General features: G+C 38.1%; 16 protein-coding genes. 14 read left to right on the top strand and 2 right to left on the bottom strand.

Annotation, left to right across the window (positions count from 1 at the left end):
• The first annotated feature begins 198 nt into the window (after positions 1–198).
• The 6 genes from PQ474_RS13980 to PQ474_RS13955 all read left to right on the top strand — a co-directional run bounded on the left by PQ474_RS13980 (position 199) and on the right by PQ474_RS13955 (position 7,748).
• Positions 199–501, top strand: coding sequence for a hypothetical protein (locus PQ474_RS13980; RefSeq protein WP_273844372.1), 303 nt, complete (start codon positions 199–201; stop codon positions 499–501).
• 738 nt (positions 502–1,239) lie between these two features.
• Positions 1,240–2,253 (top strand): LacI family DNA-binding transcriptional regulator, encoded by a 1,014-nt coding sequence (locus PQ474_RS13975; protein ID WP_273844370.1) that lies wholly within the window; start codon positions 1,240–1,242, stop codon positions 2,251–2,253.
• An 87-nt stretch (positions 2,254–2,340) separates the two neighbouring features.
• Entirely contained in the window at positions 2,341–4,449 is a 2,109-nt protein-coding gene (locus PQ474_RS13970; RefSeq protein ID WP_273844368.1) for an amylo-alpha-1,6-glucosidase, read from the top strand.
• A gap of 26 nt (positions 4,450–4,475) precedes the next feature.
• Complete coding sequence (locus tag PQ474_RS13965; protein ID WP_273844366.1) at positions 4,476–5,726, top strand: ABC transporter substrate-binding protein; 1,251 nt, start codon at positions 4,476–4,478, stop codon at positions 5,724–5,726.
• Positions 5,727–5,896: 170 nt separating this feature from the next.
• Positions 5,897–6,739: a carbohydrate ABC transporter permease gene (locus tag PQ474_RS13960; protein WP_273844377.1), complete on the top strand. Its 843-nt coding sequence runs from the start codon at positions 5,897–5,899 to the stop codon at positions 6,737–6,739.
• Between the two features lie 181 nt (positions 6,740–6,920).
• A complete protein-coding gene (locus tag PQ474_RS13955; RefSeq protein ID WP_273844364.1) occupies positions 6,921–7,748 on the top strand; it encodes a carbohydrate ABC transporter permease in 828 nt (275 codons plus the stop codon).
• A 357-nt stretch (positions 7,749–8,105) separates the two neighbouring features.
• On the opposite strand, the gene PQ474_RS13950 is transcribed toward PQ474_RS13955, so the two are convergent.
• The gene (locus PQ474_RS13950; RefSeq protein ID WP_273844362.1) at positions 8,106–8,285 is read right to left on the bottom strand and encodes a small acid-soluble spore protein H; all 180 of its coding nucleotides are present in this window, start codon (positions 8,283–8,285) and stop codon (positions 8,106–8,108) included.
• 192 nt (positions 8,286–8,477) lie between these two features.
• Here PQ474_RS13950 and PQ474_RS13945 point away from each other — a divergent pair, with 192 nt between their 5' ends.
• From PQ474_RS13945 to PQ474_RS13910, 8 genes are all read left to right on the top strand, one after another.
• The gene (locus PQ474_RS13945; protein WP_273844360.1) at positions 8,478–8,645 is read left to right on the top strand and encodes a hypothetical protein; all 168 of its coding nucleotides are present in this window, start codon (positions 8,478–8,480) and stop codon (positions 8,643–8,645) included.
• Between the two features lie 249 nt (positions 8,646–8,894).
• Complete coding sequence (locus PQ474_RS13940) at positions 8,895–9,626, top strand: gamma-glutamyl-gamma-aminobutyrate hydrolase family protein (RefSeq protein WP_273844357.1); 732 nt, start codon at positions 8,895–8,897, stop codon at positions 9,624–9,626.
• Between the two features lie 76 nt (positions 9,627–9,702).
• Complete coding sequence (locus tag PQ474_RS13935; protein WP_273844354.1) at positions 9,703–10,338, top strand: hypothetical protein; 636 nt, start codon at positions 9,703–9,705, stop codon at positions 10,336–10,338.
• A 183-nt stretch (positions 10,339–10,521) separates the two neighbouring features.
• Entirely contained in the window at positions 10,522–11,574 is a 1,053-nt protein-coding gene (locus PQ474_RS13930; protein ID WP_273844352.1) for a tetraprenyl-beta-curcumene synthase family protein, read from the top strand.
• Positions 11,575–11,738: 164 nt separating this feature from the next.
• Positions 11,739–12,329: a TetR/AcrR family transcriptional regulator gene (locus tag PQ474_RS13925; protein ID WP_273844348.1), complete on the top strand. Its 591-nt coding sequence runs from the start codon at positions 11,739–11,741 to the stop codon at positions 12,327–12,329.
• Positions 12,330–12,341: 12 nt separating this feature from the next.
• Positions 12,342–13,256 (top strand): ABC transporter ATP-binding protein, encoded by a 915-nt coding sequence (locus PQ474_RS13920; protein ID WP_273844346.1) that lies wholly within the window; start codon positions 12,342–12,344, stop codon positions 13,254–13,256.
• The gene (locus PQ474_RS13915) at positions 13,256–14,857 is read left to right on the top strand and encodes an ABC transporter permease (RefSeq protein ID WP_273844344.1); all 1,602 of its coding nucleotides are present in this window, start codon (positions 13,256–13,258) and stop codon (positions 14,855–14,857) included. Before PQ474_RS13920 ends, PQ474_RS13915 begins: the two co-directional genes overlap by 1 nt.
• Positions 14,858–15,539: 682 nt before the next feature.
• On the top strand, positions 15,540–16,478 hold the full coding sequence (locus PQ474_RS13910; RefSeq protein ID WP_273844341.1) for a DMT family transporter: 939 nt from the start codon (positions 15,540–15,542) through the stop codon (positions 16,476–16,478).
• Between the two features lie 238 nt (positions 16,479–16,716).
• Here PQ474_RS13910 and PQ474_RS13905 read toward each other — a convergent pair whose 3' ends face one another.
• Entirely contained in the window at positions 16,717–17,220 is a 504-nt protein-coding gene (locus PQ474_RS13905) for a sigma-70 family RNA polymerase sigma factor (protein WP_273844340.1), read from the bottom strand.
• Between the last annotated feature and the right edge of the window lie 335 nt (positions 17,221–17,555).

Raw genomic sequence — 17,555 nt, 5'->3', positions numbered from 1 at the left:
GTTTTTTTGTGCCTTGAAACCATAAATTACTCAAAACTACTTGACAAATTTGAAGAAACTTTATGCAAAGCTAATGATAATGAGTGTATAAATTAATTTTTAGCGAGAAGAGAAAACCATCCATACGTGAAGTGGGAGTAGAATAAAGAAGGTCAATGCCTTTTTTTGTCGAATGTATAGGCGAGAGGAGGGGTGATAGTGAAACCGAAATCGAATGCGAAGTTAAACTTGAAAGATCCTACAATGGTTATTCTTGCTTATTTTTTAGGTGAAGTGGTAACTGATCAGAAAATCATTTTTGAGGGAACGGCTAAACAATTGAGGGAGCAACAGTTTGGTGAAGAATGGGACGGATTCCATTTAGGTGATGGTTTTAAGATTGAAGATAAAGAAGTTAAAGTATTTGAAGTCAAGGATGAATTTGATTCTAATTTAGAGATAAGTAAGGTTCGATATCTAATAGGACCTAGAGACTTAGATCCTAAAAAGGTAAACCTTTAAAGTAACACTTAATTTGAAAAGGTTCCTGCCCCCCAGTCGTCAAAAGCGAGGGCACTGAAAAAGTACGGAGGGTCAGGAACCTTTTCAAATTTTCTGCACACATATCGTAGTCATTCTTTTTAGAAAAATAAAAACAGAAAAAAACCAAAGGCCACTAATTAGTGCGCCTTTGGTTTTTTCTGAATATGGAAATGGTGAGAGCATAACGATAAGATTTTCAAGAGTCATATTGCCAAAGACCTTACGCGCTCTCGTTGCAATGCTTTACGGGTAACTATAGGATAACAAGCATTTTTAAAGCTGTAAGTAATTTTGTTAGGAAATGTGACATGAAACATATATTTGAAATACGACTTATAATTTATTTAAAACGACACGAGAGAAAACGAGTTTTCTAAAAGGAAGGATAAGAAACTGTAAAGCTAAGGCAGTCAAATGAAGTTGGAAGGCTGATGATGGACTGTTTTTGACATTTTTTTAGAGTATTTTGTAGAAATAAAGAGGATGTGGAGGGGGTTTTGGAAAAATGATAAGAAATTGATAGAATAAGGATTGATGATGGATTTAGGTTAATGTGATTGATTGATAAATTGTTGCTCAAATTTATGGCTGGTAATTCATTATTTTAAAGTGGATTTTAAAATTCCGTAAAAAGTTTTAAAAAATGTCTTGAAAGCGTTTCTAAAAATGTGTAAAGTAAAACTTGTAATAGTTACCGAAACGTTTTGGAGGATTTTGATGGCTACAATAAAAGATATTGCGAAAGTTGCAGGGGTATCGGTTACAACGGTCTCTAGGGCTTTAAATGGGTATGATGATGTGAATGAAAAAACACGAGCCAGGATCAAAAGTGTTGCTGAAGAGCTGAACTATAGTCCGAATGCTGTGGCACGTAGTTTAGTTAAGAGTAAAACAGAAACCATTGGCTTACTGGTTTCGGAGCTTAGTCTTTCCGGGGCCAAGGATATGTTTACGTATGAGATCATGTGTGGAATTAATGATTCTTCTTCCAATAAAGGCTTTGACTTAATTCTTTTTAGCACTAACTCTGCCAAACAAAAGGCAAAGAGTTACAGCCAGCTTTGTCGCGAGAGACAAGTTGAAGGGGTTATTATGCAAGGGGTTAAAATCGACGATCCCTACTTAATAGAAGTCATTGATAGCAATATCCCATGTGTCTTAATTGACGTAGAGATAGAAGGAGAGAATGTGGGATATGTGTCTACAGATAATGTGTTTGGTGCACAAATAGCAGTAAAACATTTAACCAATTTAGGTCATAGAAACATTGCGATAATGAATGGTCACGACCAAGCATTAGTCAGTCAAAGAAGGCTAACTGGATACAAGAAACAATTAGAAGAGGCTTCGATTCCATTTCAAGAGAACTATGTTTTAAATGGTAACTTTAATGAACAACAAGCTGAGGAAATGGCCTATTCATTTTTTCAGGAGCGACCAGAAGTTACGGCCATTTTTTGCGCAAGTGACTTGATGGCTCTCGGTGTCATGAGTGCAGCTAAACGTTTAGGTCTAAAAGTACCAGATGAGCTTTCAATTGTTGGATACGATAACATAACATTAGCACAATATGTACAGCCACAACTAACAACCGTTGATCAAGATAAATATCAAATGGGCTATAAAGCTGCTAAGCTATTAATTGATATGCTTGAAGGAAATAAAACGAATCGAAAAGTCATTTTAGATAATCAGCTGATTATAAGAGAGACTACTGCTGAGCCAAAATGATTTTTTTTACCTAAAAACCGAAACGTTTCGGTAAATAGTCATAAACGTTTCGGTATAGCTTTTAAAAATGTATTGGAGGGAATTTAAATGAATTATAGAGTAATAAAAGAAAATGACTTGTTTTTATTAACAGATGAAAAAGGAAATATTCCGAAAAATCATCCCTATGGACCAGGCTTATACACAAAAGATACGAGGTTTTTAAGTAAATTAGATTTGAAAATAAATGACGTTGAGCCGATTCTACTTTCGTCTGAAGCAGATGAGAATTACGTAGCAGAAATGATTTTAACGAACCCTCACATAGAAGAAAACGGTGAAGTGCAATTATGGCGAGAATCAATCGAACTGAAGAGAAAGCGCTTTATATATAGTGGAGTTTGTTATGAAGTGATTACAGCTAAGAATTATAATCCAAAGCGTACTTCTTTTGATTTGAGTCTTCATGTCGAAGCTGATTTTACCGACATGTTTATCGTAAGGGGCTTTCAAAAAGGAATAGTAGGGAAAGAAACAGGAACTCTGCTAGAAGCGGATCGCTTAACATTTCAATACATAGGATCAGATAATATTCGACGTCAATCAATTGTGGCCTGGAATGAAAAGGCTACCCAAACAACGGAAGCTGGAGATGTTCATTTTTCTCTTTCGCTCGATCATCAAGAGGAAAAAACGATTGTGTTCACCTTTACTCCTGTAACAGGAGAGGAAGCGCCAGCTGTCTGCTGTCATGAGGAGGCTCTTTTAAAATTAAAGTCTTCTTATGAAACTTGGAAACAGGAAACAACAAAGGTTGAATCGGACGACCAAACATTCCAGCGTTTGCTTGATCGTGGAATTGGTGACCTACGTGTTCTATTAACAGATTTAGGTTATGGTAAATTTCCGGTTGCTGGTTTACCGTGGTTTGGCGTTCCATTTGGTCGTGATAGTTTGATTGCTGCCTTGCAGATGCTACCATTCAATCCTGAGGTAGCAAAAGGAACATTACTTACAATGGCATCAAAACAAGGACAGAATAAGGATAGCTGGCGTGATGAAGAGCCAGGAAAAATTATGCATGAAATTCGTTTTGGCGAATTGGCAAATACAAATCAAATCCCATTTGCACCTTATTATGGGACGATAGACGCTACACCGCTTTTCTTAGTCCTTTTAAGCGAGTATGTGAAATGGACAGGGGACTTAGCACTTTTTAAAGAGCTTGAAAGGAATGTAGAACGTGCTTTAATGTGGATTGATCAATATGGAGATCGAAATGGAGATCAATTCGTTGAATACCATCAGGAATCGTCAAAAGGGATCGCCAACCAAGGTTGGAAGGATTCGGGAGATTCAGTCGTTCACCGTGATGGCAGTTTTGGGGAAACACCAATTGCATTGTCGGAAGTACAGGGTTATGTGTTCCAGGCAAAAGAAGGTATAGCTGAAGTGTATAAAGTGTTAGGAAACATTGAAATGTCAGATCAATTAAGAATTGAGGCAAATGAATTAAAGAATCAATTTGAAAGGGAATTTTGGATGGAAGATGTCCAGTTTTACGCGTTAGCGTTAGACAAAAATAAGGAACAAGTTGGAACTATTACATCGAATCCAGGACACGTCTTATTGTCTGGGATGCTAAATGAAAAAAAAGCTGAAATCGTAAGCAATATGCTTACATCAGAAAAGATGTTCTCTGGCTATGGTATTCGGACAATGGGGAAAGGCGAAGCGGGCTATAATCCAATGAGCTATCATAATGGCACGGTTTGGCCGCACGATAATAGTATGATCATTCTTGGGATGAGCAAGATGAAAAATCAGCAACAGGCTGCTACTGTAATGAAGGGGCTTATTAATTCCGCTGATTCATTTGAATATGATCGCTTGCCTGAATTATTCTGTGGTTACGATGCGGTTGGAAAGGCTGTTAAATATCCAGTTGCTTGTTCACCTCAAGCATGGGCTGCTGGAACGCCAATGGTATTTGTTCAAGCTATGCTTGGGCTATTCCCGAACTGTTTAAATAACCAAATCGAATTAAGCCCTTATTTACCAGAAGGAATGAATAAATTAAAAGTGGAGAATATGAGAATTGGTGAAGGTACGCTTTCCCTTCAGTTAAAAAGGGAGAACGAGTCATTCAAAATAAGCATCCTAGAGAACACAACAGGCTGTGACATTGTTGAAAGTATAGTCAGTCATCAAATCTAAATCAAAAAGAAAGAGGGGATTGTTAAATGCAGAAGTGGATGAGGTCGATCGGATTAACATGTTTTTTAGTAGCTGGTAGCTTACTGGCGGCTTGTTCATCAGGTGATAGCGGAGCTGTAAATGAGAATGGCGATGAAATCATTGAAATCACACTAAGTGCTTGGGGATCATCACCAGCTGAGCAACGCATCTTCGCAGAAACGATTGCAACATTTGAAGAGAAGCACCCGCATATATCAGTAAATGTTGATATTGTAGCGGATCAATATATGGATGTTCTTCGTACTAGGTTAATTGGTGGAAACGCAGCAGACGTTTTTTTCTTAGACGCTTTTGAAGCTCCAGCGTTAATGGACACTGGGGTATTAGAACCTTTAGATCATTATATTACAGAGGATTTTGATATAAATGATTTTGAAGAACCGTTGTTGAATGCTTTTAAGCGAAATGATACGATCTATGGTTTGCCAAAAGATACGTCAACTCTAGCACTCTTTTATAACGAAGATAGGTTTGAAGAGGCTGGGTTAGAAGGACCCCCAGAAACATGGAAAGAGCTTGAAGAGTATGCAGAAATCTTAACGGAAGTAACTGGACAATATGGGTTCGGTGTTGTAGCTGATCTAGCGCGTTTAAAGTTTATTGCTGAATCAAAAGGCGGAAGTGTAGCAGAAAACAACCAAGCTAGCTTTAGTGATCCTAAGGTTGTAGAGGCTTTACAACCAGTGATTGACATGAAACAAAGCGGTGTTGTTGGAGTACCTAGTGATGTAGGCGCTGATTGGGGAGGCGAAATGTTTGGTCAAGGTCGTACGGCCATGATGTTTGAAGGCAACTGGACGATCTCCTTCTTGGAAGAAACATTTCCGAATCTTAATTGGAAAACAGCTGAGATTCCGACAATTGATGGAGAAAAAGGTTCAATGGCTTACACCGTTGCTTACGTCATGAATAAAGACTCTGAGAAAAAAGAGGCTGCTTGGGAACTGATTTCTTGGTTAACGGGCCCAGAAGGAATGGAGCTTTGGACGAGAGGAGGGTTTGCGTTTCCAACTCGCGCCTCTGTATCAGAGGAGCTAGGGTTGTTTGATGACGAAATTAGAGGGCCATTTGCTGAAGCGGCAAGCTACGCAACGGTTTGGGCCGATGATACGAACTTACCAATTATCAATAATAACTTTAATAATGAATTCTTAAGTGCGTTCTTAGGACAACGACCGCTAGATGAGGCATTAGAAGAAGCTCAGCGTGTTGCAAATAGAGAAATTGAAGATTAATGAGGTAAGGGAGAGACCTCTCCCTTCTCCTTGTTTTTCATAGGAAAGGAGAACACCACATGGCTAAGCAACAACATAAATCGACGACAGTGTTGGCAGAAGCAGGTCACAAAAAGAAGCGGGAATACTCCAAACGGGCGTTAAGTGAAGCGGGTCAAGGCTATGCATTCATGTCACCAACCTTACTTGTCATTGGGGTATTTGTGTTACTCCCCATTTTTTATGCTATCTTTCTATCGTTTCATCGTGTACAGCTTTTAGGGGGAACCAGCTTCGAATTTGTTGGTATTAATAACTTTTTACGAATATCTGATGATTACCGGGCTGGGATTGCGTTATGGAATACCTTTAAATATGTGCTAATTGTTGTACCTGTCCAGACGATGCTAGCTCTATTTTTAGCGGCAACGTTAAATGCAGGGATGAAGGGAGAAAAGCTTTTTCGGATCATTTATTTTTTACCGACGCTCACGTCTTCAGCTGTGTTAACGTTGATTTTTATGTGGATGTACAACCAAGAGGGTGCCTTTAACCAAATGCTTGCATTCCTAGGACTTCCTACATATAACTGGCTGAATGATCCATCGGTTGCATTAATCGCGATCATGATCATGAATATTTGGGCAACAGCACCGTTTTTTATGGTTATTTATTTAGCGGCACTTCAAGATATTCCTGATTCCTTATATGAAGCGGCTGAGTTAGATGGAGCAGGACCCATTCAAAAATTTTGGCAAATCACTGTTCCATTGTTAAGACCAGTAACATCATTTGCGGTCATAATGGGGATTATCGGGACCTTTCAGTTATTTGATCAATCCTATATATTCTCGGGAGGGTCTGGTGGCCCAAGTAACTCTACGTTGACTGTCGTTTTACTAATCTATCAATATGCATTTGATTCAGCTGGAAGAATGGGATATGCAGCTGCATTAGCATTTGGATTAGCTTTTGTGATACTAACTGCGACCTTATTACAACGAAAGTTATCAAAAGAGGAAACATTCTATTAAAGTTTTTACAAAAAAGGGTGTAGTTTTCTCTTTTTGAAAAAAAAGCATTGAGCAAAGCCGCTATATGGATTTAAGTCTGCTATGAGTGGGTTTCTATATAGTAGGCTCGTAGTGTGCAGAGCCATAGGTTACTAAATGGAAGAATGTTGGCTTAATCCCAATAGAGTAAGGAGGATCTATCATGATGAATAAATTAGGGATAGGTAAAACGGTCGTCTATACGATTTTAGTTACATATGCGGTTGTTACTTTATTCCCGTTTTTATGGGCTTTATCTTCATCGTTTAAATCATTAGAAGAGATATTGACCCATAACATGAACCTAATCCCAAGAAATTTCACACTAGATAATTTCAGGTTTATCATTGCAGAGCAACCGATGTTTCTACGCTGGTTATTTAATAGTGTATTTGTGGCTGTAATCGGAACAAGCTTGAATTTACTATTTAATTCGATGGCTGGATATGCTTTAGCGCGTCTTAGCTTTCCTGGAAAAAAAAGTTTGTTTATTTGTATTTTAGCGGTATTAATGATTCCAGGACAGGTGACGATGATTCCCAATTATTTAATCTTAAATCACTTAGGATGGTTAAATACATATCATGGATTAATCATCCCGGCCATGGTCAATGCGACGTTCATTTTTATGATGCGACAATTTTTCCTTAACTTCCCAAAAGAGCTGGAAGAAGCAGCAGCCTTGGACGGTTTATCTCGGTTTGGGACATTCTTTCGGATCGTTCTTCCAATGGCAAAGCCCGCTTTGGCAGCTCAGGCAGTCTTTGTTTTCATGGCATCATGGAATGACTTTATGCGACCGTTGATCATTATGTCTGATGCGGCGATGTATACATTACCAGTTGGACTAAATCAATTTAAAGGTCAATACATTACACAATGGAATTATATTATGGCCGCTTCAATGGTGTTTACGATGCCGGTGCTATTGATTTATGCTTTCTTTAATCGTTATTTCCTGAAAGGGATCTCGTTTAAAGGGGATAAGTAATAATTGAAGGACACCCTATAGAGTAGTAGGGAGTAAGTTTGAAGTTGAAAACCATTTAGAAGCAAGATAATCAATAACTCATTAAATCTTTTTGTAAGTGAAGCTGATTGCTAATGACCTAGAAATGGGATTACAAATAAAATAAGCCTTCTTTTTCAATCTGAACTGTTTTTTATTATTGAATTTCTGAGCTTTTTGATAGGTCGATTTGGATCTGGTGAAGTTCCTGACCGCCCAACCTTTAAAGTACTGGAGGCAGGATCCTTTTTAACTTTTTAACAGTAAAACTGAAAAATTCAAACAAAAAATACACCCTCGTCGTCTTCTAGGCGAGAGTGTATTTTTGTTTCCGATGGCCTATTGTTCTGTTAACTCTTTTACAGAAACACTTTGTTTGTTAGTTGGATCGTCTAGAGGATGAATGGTAGCTTGTCCTGAGCCTTGATCTACATGTTCAATATAAATCGGTTGGCCGTTATATTGGACACTTATCATGTTTGATGATGATGAGATTTCTTGAGCGCGTTGTGCATCCATGGTAGCACCTCCTTTTGATATGTAGTACGTTTACTATCTGTCTCAAGTTAGGTAGTTATACAGGTAGTCGAAAAAAAATAAAATAATTAAAGGTTGATGAAGTAATCGTGAGTTGTTCTCGACTATAAATGACTGTCAAACATAAAATAAACCTCGTTATCACATAATAGAACATCAGCGGAGGTGAATGAAATGGGAGATTGGAACAGACAAGCTAGTCAAAATAATAATATCCAGCCGGATTTATCTTTTAAAAAAGAAGAACTAGCTGATAAAAAGGTTCAATTAGATGTGCAAGAACAAATTGGGATGGAAGCGATTGGCCAGGAAGAAAAAGATGTACCAAAAGGCAATCAATAACATTAAATCCATTTGGACTCATTGCTAAAGACCTAGCAATGAGTTTACATATCAATCACTTGCCATCCTCTTTCATCAAACTGAACAGAAGGGTTTTATTTTTCATTTTCGACCATTTTAAAAACATATTTCGGCCAGAATCTGCGGAAATTACATATAGGAAATTACCCAAAAAGTCTTTTGCTATTTTCAGTAGTATTATTTAGCCCCTAGATTAAACATAAAAGAAGACCATTAGGAGAGATACCTTTGAGTAATCTGAAGAAGCCTATCATCGGAATGACTAGTTCTATTGTGAACCACAACCATATTCCGAGTGTGAATTTGCATCAAAAGTTTATTTTATCAGTAAAAACAGCTGGAGGGATTCCGCTCATCATTCCAACGGGTACAGATGAGATGGCTGAAGAATGGGCTTCTATTTGTGATGGGATTATATTGACTAACGGAGAGGATGTTGATCCACATTCTTTTAATCAAGACCCAGATCCCAATCTAGAACAAACGAATGAAAAGCGCGACAAATTAGAAATGGCCCTCGTCAAACAAGCTCAACAAAAGAAAAAGCCGATCTTAGGGATTTGTAGAGGAAATACGATATTAAACGTCGCTTTAGGAGGAACCCTTATACAGGATATTCCATCACGCAACCCTAAAGCGGTTAATCACAATCAAAAAGCAGCAAGACCAGAAGCGACTCATTCCATTCAAATTAAAGAAGATAGCTGGTTATACAAAATCCTTCATACATCTACCTTTCGAGTAAACAGCATGCATCATCAGGCAATTGACCAGCTAGGAGCGAATCTTAAAGAAGCAGCGCTAGCACCAGATGGTACAGTAGAAGCGGTTGAAGGAATTTCTGAATCTCCAGTTATGTGGGGAGTCAAATGGCATCCTGAAGAAATGGCTAGTGAAGATCCAACTATGCAACTTCTTTTTGAGGCTTTTATCAAAGAGTGTGAAAATGTTGGACATTAGGTCCAAGAGATTTGAGACTCTCCTGGACTAAGCGTATCATTAAAATAAAAATAGGTTTAACCAGGATGTGATTACGATGGTAGAAAAAAAACAAACTCCCCAATATGTGTGGTATGCAAGTTATGGTTCAAATTTGAGTAAAGATCGATTTTTATGTTACATAAGAGGTGGAAAACCAGAAGGATCTGAAAAAACGGAAGTTGGCTGTAGAGATCAAACGTTACCCAAAGAGGAAAAGACTTATGTCATGAACTACCCGTTATATTTCGCTAAAAATTCTGTAAGATGGCAAAAACAAGGAGTTGCTTTTATAGGACTCCAAGAAGATAAACAGCATCTTATTTACAGTAGAAAATATCTAATTACGATCGAGCAATTTATGGATGTCGTGAAACAAGAAAACAACGGTGAAGAGTTGCCTATTGATCTTGAAGAGGTGAAACAGAATCGATATATGACCCTTAAAGATTCATGGTATGGAACTATTTTATATGTAGGGGAGGAAGAGGGGGTTCCAATTTTTACGTTTACAGCCGATTGGGATTTAGATGTACCTTTTACAAAACCCTCTAAGGAGTATTTATCGATGATTATTGAAGGGTTGAGAAGATATGTAGGGTTACAGGATGCGGAAATTATAGATTATCTTGTTTCGAAACCAGGTGTGAAAGGTGCTTATAGTCCTAGTGAAATTAAAAAGTTGATTAACTGATCTAGGGTGCCTGACCCTAGTGTGCTAAAGCACTTGCGCAGCAGGGATTAGGCACCTTTTTAGGACTGAACAAAGAGCAGGTATTTTTTATAAAAACTAAACGGATTTGGCTATGGAAATTTTTGATAGTTAAAGGGAGATACTATAAAATGTAAGCTTTACGTTTTATGAGGAGGCGACATGATGAAAATACCGACTACGCCATGGACTTTGCTGTATAAAATTTACCGTGATGTGCTTCCTGACGCTCATGACTACCTAAATGAATGGAGGGAAAAAGCGAAAAAAATACCAAACGAAGAACTTAAGCAACAAGCACTTTCTAGTCTAAAGGATAAGGCGTTTCACTGTGAAGGAGGGGCTGTTTATGGATTACTAGCTGGAAAGGAACGTTGTAAAACCATTCAATTTATTGTGGCTTATCAAACCATTAGTGATTATTTAGATAATTTGTGTGACAGGAGTACCTCTTTAGAGGAAAGAGATTTCAGGGAGCTGCATTATTCTTTGATACATGCTTTGACACCAGGAGCAGAACCTGTAAATTATTATCGCTACCGGAACGACCAAGATGATGGGGGATTTTTAACTTCACTTGTTCGGACCTGCCAGGATATCCTTCAAGACCTCCCTGGTTTTAAGGATGTTCAATATGCTATGAGAGAACTAGCAGGTTACTATTGTGATTTGCAGGTTTTCAAACATGTAGAAAAAAACAGAAGAGTTGAATTACTTGAAAAATGGTTTGAAAGACATAAACATAATTGGCCTCTAATGACGTGGTATGAGTTTTCGGCTTGTGCAGGATCTACATTAGGAATTTTTTGTTTTGCAGCCTATGCAGCAAATGGACCAATGGACCAAGAACGAGTAAGGTTATTAAAAGCTGGGTATTTTCCTTGGTTTCAAGGCCTTCATATTTTGCTTGATTATTTTATTGATCAAGAAGAAGACCGGATAGAGGATGACCTCAATTTTATTTTTTATTATGATAATGAAGAAAAAATGGTTGAACGAATAAGACATATGAAGGATAAGACGGAAGAGAGTATTCGAGGCCTACCTGACTGGAAATTTCATCAACTCATCAACAAAGGATTGATCGCTATTTATTTGGCTGATAAAAAAGTGCAAGAACATAAAGAATTGAAAAGGACCGCGAAACGATTTATTCGATTCGGAGGTTTACCTACAATGTTTTTCTACTTAAATAGTTGGATGTACCGGCGAGCTTAAAAAGAGATCCATTCAGGGAGCCTGCCCCCCGCTGCAGGGGCAGGCTCCTTAATTATAACAGAAATTGACCAAAGTGGTCATTTCTGTTATATTTAAATTGACCACTTTGGTCAATGTATAGTTGAAGAAAGGGGTAAACCGGCATTTATTCGAAATTTAAAAGTTTGAACGTAGAGAAACAAGAGCGTATTATCAATGCAGCTATAAAGGAATTTGTTAAAAGCGGTTTTGAAAGAGCATCAACGAATGAAATTGTACGAGAAGCGGGAATTTCTAAAGGTTCTTTATTCAACTATTTTAATAATAAAAAGGATTTGTATACGTTTCTAATCGAAAATGGGGCTGAGGTCATAGAAAAAATCTATGAAGAAATAGATTTTAATGAAACAGACATGTTTAAGCGACTTGGAGATATAGGATTGATTAAGTTAGATATCCAAAAAAAATTCCCACAAGTATTTGATTTCTTTCTTGCATTAATTAAAGAGGAATCTGTTGAAGTGAAAGCCGATATTGATCAACGAATTAAATCGATCTATGAACGGGGCTTCGAAAGATTATATGAAAATATAGACTACTCCAAGTTTCGTGATGATATTGATATTCAAAAAGCAATTAAAATTCTAAACTGGACTATGCTTGGTTTTGCAGAGGAAGCGAGAGAGAAATTTAATTCTTTTGAAGAAGTGGGAACAGAGCATCTAAAAGAGTGGGAGAGTTATTCAGACATATTGAAGCGTAGTTTTTACAAATAAGGGGGAGTCACGATGAGTGTAGTAAAAGTCACTAATCTAACGAAGAAATTTGGAGAGTTTACTGCTTTAGATCGTGTGAATCTAGAAGTGAATAGTGGGGAAGTTATAGGATTTATTGGACCAAATGGGGCTGGTAAATCGACGACCATACGTGTTTTACTCGGAATTTTAAAGGCAAGTGAAGGAGAAGTTAAAATTTTTGATCAAGATGCCTGGGGGGACGCTGTAGAAATCCACAAACGAGTAGCCTATGTACCAGGTGATGTGAATTTATGGCCCAATTTAACGGGTGGAGAAGTGATTGACCTATTTGTGAAATTGCGTGGAACGCATGATAAAAGCAGACGTGAAGAATTAATCAAAAAATTTAATTTAGATCCAACAAAGAAATGTCGCACGTATTCTAAAGGGAATCGTCAAAAAGTGGCGTTAATTGCTGCCTTTTCCTCTGATGCCGATTTGTATATTTTAGACGAACCAACATCAGGGCTAGACCCATTGATGGAACAGGTATTTCAGGAATGTGTGAAAGATGTTAAAAGCAAAGGGAAAAGTGTCATCCTTTCTAGTCACATTCTATCCGAGGTAGAAAAGTTATGCGATAAAGTAGCGATTATTCGCCAAGGCAGCATGATCGAAACCGGAACATTAGATGAGCTTCGTCATTTAACTCGTACACAAATCCTCGTCAAAACAAAACAGCCCATTACGAAGTTAAATGAATTAAATGGAATCCATGAGATAGAAGAAACAGATCAAGGGTTGTCCTTCCAGGTAGATACAGAAGAAATGGATGAAGCAATCAGACATATTAGTCAATTTGGTATTGTAAAGCTAGAAAGTGCACCACCTACATTGGAAGATTTATTTATGAGACATTATGAAGGAACAGCTACAGGGGATACAGGAGTGGGAGGTGTGATCTAATGGCTCATAACTTAATGGCTAAAGCGGGTCATCTTTCACGATTTATAATCCGACTTGACCTGATAAGAATCTCGTTGTGGTTAATAGGACTAACGTTCTTTACGTTAATCGTACCGCTAGCCTTTGTTGGTTTATATGAAACGCAGCAGGAAAGAGATGTAATGGCTGAAACGATGGCAAATCCTGCGATGACAGCAATGGTAGGACCTGGGAATTTGACTAATTATACCGTTGGTGCAATGACGACACATCAAATGTTGCTGATGACGGCTGTTGTGGTTGGTTTAATGAGTATATTACTATTGACCCGTCATACAAGAGCTGATGAAGAAGATGGTCGTATCGAAATGATCCGTTCCCTGCCTGTAGGACGTGTTTCATACTTAAACGCTTCTTTACTCGTAGTAACTGGGGCGAACGTCGCGTTAGCATTGATTACTGGTCTGGGGCTATACGCACTTGGGATCGAAGGCATGGATTTAGAAGGTTCCTTCCTTTATGGAGCGGCATTAGGTGGAACAGGATTGGTATTTGCAGGAGTGACAGCGGTCTTTGCTCAACTCTCTGAAAGTTCTAGAGGGACGATCGGATTGTCTATCGCTGTCTTACTAATCGCGTACCTTTACAGAGCGTTCACAGATATTAGTAACGAAACTTTATCTTGGCTTTCTCCTTTAGGATGGGTGACAAAAACAGAAGCGTATACAGCTAATAATTGGTGGCCCATCCTATTAATGATAGGGGGTTCTGCCATTTTATTTATACTAGCAAACTATTTACATTCCATTCGAGATTTAGAAAGAGGCTTCTTGCCATCTAGACCAGGTAGAAAGGCGGCGTCTCGTTTTTTACAAAGTCCGATTGGTCTTGCACTAAGGCTTCAGCGAACAGGGTTGATCGCATGGGCGATTGGTCTGTTTGTGATGGGTGCTTCTTATGGTTCTGTTTTAGGAGATATGGAATCGTTCTTTGAAGGTAATGAATTAATGGAACAAATGTTGCAACCAGCGGAAGGGATTTCTCTAACGGAACAATTTATTCCGATGTTATTGGTTGTTATAGCGATTCTAGCAACGATTCCTCCAGTTATGGCGATGAATAAACTGCGCGGGGAAGAGAAAAAAGATCGACTCGAGCATTTATTAGTAAGAGCTGTATCACGAACACAGCTAATGGGAGGGTACCTAATCATATCCGTAATTAATGGATTTGTGATGATGTCCCTTGCGGCAATTGGTTTATGGTCGGCTGGAGATGCTGTGATGGACGGAGGACTTGATTTTGGGATGATCTATGGAGCCGCAATGGCGTATTATCCGGCAATATTAGTCATGATTGGTCTAGCGGTGTTTTTGACCGGTATTTTCCCAAAGTTTACAAATTTCGTTTGGCTGTACCTTTTCTATTCCTTTATCGTTCTTTATTTAGGTGGTTTGATGCAATTCCCAGATTGGGTCGGCCAACTATCCCCATTTGGTCACGTAGCGCAGGCTCCTATAGAGCAAGTGACGTTTTTGCCATTCTTCCTCTTATGCTTGGTTGCGGTAGGGCTGATGGTCATAGGCTTTGTTGGCTTTAATAAGCGGGACATTGAAGGTTGATAAATAGTTAGCTAAATGACTCTTGTTCCGTTTTCGGGTTATAACTGGAAGTACTTTTAATGAACGAGCAGGAACCAATTGAAGTTGAAATGAAAAAATTAGAGCAGATAGGTGAATTCAATAGTAGCATTCAGTATAGGGCGTAGGTGCATCATAATTGGTGCACTTTATTTATTTTGTGGTAGCACGATTTGGAATGTCTTTGGCGCTTGCCTAGTTACTGCTAAAGCAAATTGATAAAAGGATGTCAACATATGAACGACAAGCTCATTAGCGGACACCGACGTGGATGTTGGATCGTAGCGCAATGTTCTTCCTCAATCTCTTCTCCGTACTCTTGTTGATTAAAAGGACTTAAAATAACCTTTAAGTTTGGTGGGTGTGTCTTTAACACTGTTTGGTAGGTGGGTTATTACGGTTTACAAAATTTATTGTTATAATAATACCATATGCAAAAATGTCTACCAGAAACAATTAGCTAACCATATAGTGCGAACGTTTGCAATTATGAAGAAATCTTAGAGCCGTATTTAGAGAAATACTGAGTTGCCACTATTACTAGTAGTGAAGTATGAAATAGGCATGAAATATGGATCGGATCGGATAGTACGAGATCAATGAAACAAAATACAAAACAACTGGATTAAGATTACTAAACGATAATTCGAAAGAAGATGACAACATGAATCAAACACGAATTAAATGGATATTGCTACTCGTAATTTTAATGTGGGGAAGTAATTTCGTCATTACTAAAGTATTGCTTGAGAGTTTCCCTTTTTGGACTCTATTATTCTTTCGGAACCTTTTTGCTGCTATTGCTTTGGTTTGGATTGTTCGAAAATTCCTTTATATTAGGCCTGGAAATAAGAAGATGTGGGGTTATGTATTAGGTGCTTCCGTTATAGGCGTTGTTATTAACAATGCTTTATTTCAAGTCGGGCTAAAATATACGTTAGCTACTAATGCTTCACTCATCATGGGATTAACCCCTTTAGCTACTGCCTTCATCGCGTATTTGGTTTTTCGTGTTCCCCTACACTGGAAACAAATGCTTGGAATTAGCCTTGGCTTGTTTGGCGTCTCGCTGGTTGTATTGGAGGGATCCATTTCAAACTTAATTCATTTATCCTTCAACATGGGCGATTTGTATATCGTTGGGGCTTTACTAACTTTTAGCATAAGCTTCATATTTATTAAAAAAGCAACTGACATAAAGTTTCCACCAGCAATCATTAGTTTGTACGCCTATTCACTTTCCTCAATCTGTTACTTACCTTTGGTGTTTTGGGAACAAACGATAGCAGGCTGGACTGAGTTGCCAACTAGTTTATTACTCTGGTTAATGTTGCTCTATGTCGGTGTATTTCCTACGGGGGTAGGGAATATGCTGTGGAATCGAGGGATTAGTATCCTAGGCCCCGGTCAATGCGCCATTTTTATGAACGGCATACCGCTAGTTGCTTCCATTACTTCCGTATTGGTATTGGATGAGCCTATCTTGCTGTTACAAATAATAGGGTTTCTCTTCATTGGTTCTGGTGTGATCTTAGGGTCTCAAAATAGTAGACCAGTAGATGTAAAGAAAAAAAAGAAAGAGACTACCGGAGTTTCAATGTAATATAAATAATAGGGGATCGACAGGTCTAAGTGAAAATGATCCTTCTACGATTCTATTTACCAATGGATCTTTAGGTAGATGTTCCATATTTAAAGGGAGCGATCGAACAGAATTTTGGCAAGAACCGCTTAAATTGCTCGGAAAGAACATAAGCCCTCTATTAAACACAATAAAGTCCTTCTGACGATGTAGTTGTCAGAAGGACTTTTTTAATTGATAGGGAGGCGTGATTTTTACATTATTGGCTTAACACAAAGGCATTCTCCCGCATCTTTCTAAGAGCATTTTTCCTCAACGTATAAATCGAATTCCGAGAGATACATAAGATAGCCTGAATTTCTGATGGCTTCTTCTGAAGAATGATCGCCTCATAAACCCACGTTTTTTCCTTAGCTGTTAAATTCCAAAGATACGCCTCTAGTAACTCAGCTTCAAGGGGGATTTGGTCGCACTCACTGGGCACGACTTCCATCATCGCCTCAGCAGCAAAAGCATGTCTCTCACTATATCTCGTTTCTTTACTAAGATGAGACAGCATTCTGCCGCGAATAAAAGAAATCGCGTAAGTTGGAAAATGACCTTTATCTGGATTGAACATTTGATAAGCATTCCAAAGAGCGATGCAACCAATTTGATAAAACTCGTCATAATCTTTGTATAAACGTAAAGAGACTAATTGCTTCTTAATCGCAGGTTCAAACATTCGTAGCACTTCATCAAATGCTTTAGCTTTAATATCCACTCTTGCTTCCTTTTAGAAAACGCGTTTTCTTTTGTATTCCGTCGGTAGATCTACCATAACGGCGCATGAGGGGATCCGTCATATCACCAAAAACGCATTTTGGTAAGGGAATAGAGGATGATTTTTGATGTTTGGCTTAGAGCATTTTAAAAAAATGGATAGGAAAGTGAAGTGGGTTTTGGTAAAAGGGTAAAAAATCTGTAAATGGACTGAGAAATAGAAACGGCAGCATCTACCTTCATAGACTTTTAAATAAAGGAAAAATCACCCGTAAAAGGGTGATTTTTTAAATTGAGAAAAAGATAAATATCAAAGAAAATAGATAGATGTGTATT

The organism is Halalkalibacter alkalisediminis, assembly GCF_028610705.1.
GTDB classification, from domain to species: domain Bacteria; phylum Bacillota; class Bacilli; order Bacillales; family Bacillaceae_D; genus Halalkalibacter; species Halalkalibacter alkalisediminis.
This window is presented reverse-complemented; position numbering and strand designations above follow the sequence as displayed.

Bases quoted from the DNA above. Each gene is read 5' to 3' on its own strand.
- PQ474_RS13975 (WP_273844370.1), top strand. From the start codon at position 1,240: ATGGCTACAATAAAAGATATTGCGAAAGTTGCAGGGGTATCGGTTACA.
- PQ474_RS13970 (WP_273844368.1), top strand. From the start codon at position 2,341: ATGAATTATAGAGTAATAAAAGAAAATGACTTGTTTTTATTAACAGAT.
- PQ474_RS13965 (WP_273844366.1), top strand. From the start codon at position 4,476: ATGCAGAAGTGGATGAGGTCGATCGGATTAACATGTTTTTTAGTAGCT.
- PQ474_RS13960 (WP_273844377.1), top strand. From the start codon at position 5,897: ATGTCACCAACCTTACTTGTCATTGGGGTATTTGTGTTACTCCCCATT.
- PQ474_RS13955 (WP_273844364.1), top strand. From the start codon at position 6,921: ATGATGAATAAATTAGGGATAGGTAAAACGGTCGTCTATACGATTTTA.
- PQ474_RS13950 (WP_273844362.1), bottom strand. From the start codon at position 8,285: ATGGATGCACAACGCGCTCAAGAAATCTCATCATCATCAAACATGATA.
- PQ474_RS13945 (WP_273844360.1), top strand. From the start codon at position 8,478: ATGGGAGATTGGAACAGACAAGCTAGTCAAAATAATAATATCCAGCCG.
- PQ474_RS13935 (WP_273844354.1), top strand. From the start codon at position 9,703: ATGGTAGAAAAAAAACAAACTCCCCAATATGTGTGGTATGCAAGTTAT.
- PQ474_RS13930 (WP_273844352.1), top strand. From the start codon at position 10,522: ATGAAAATACCGACTACGCCATGGACTTTGCTGTATAAAATTTACCGT.
- PQ474_RS13920 (WP_273844346.1), top strand. From the start codon at position 12,342: ATGAGTGTAGTAAAAGTCACTAATCTAACGAAGAAATTTGGAGAGTTT.
- PQ474_RS13915 (WP_273844344.1), top strand. From the start codon at position 13,256: ATGGCTCATAACTTAATGGCTAAAGCGGGTCATCTTTCACGATTTATA.
- PQ474_RS13910 (WP_273844341.1), top strand. From the start codon at position 15,540: ATGAATCAAACACGAATTAAATGGATATTGCTACTCGTAATTTTAATG.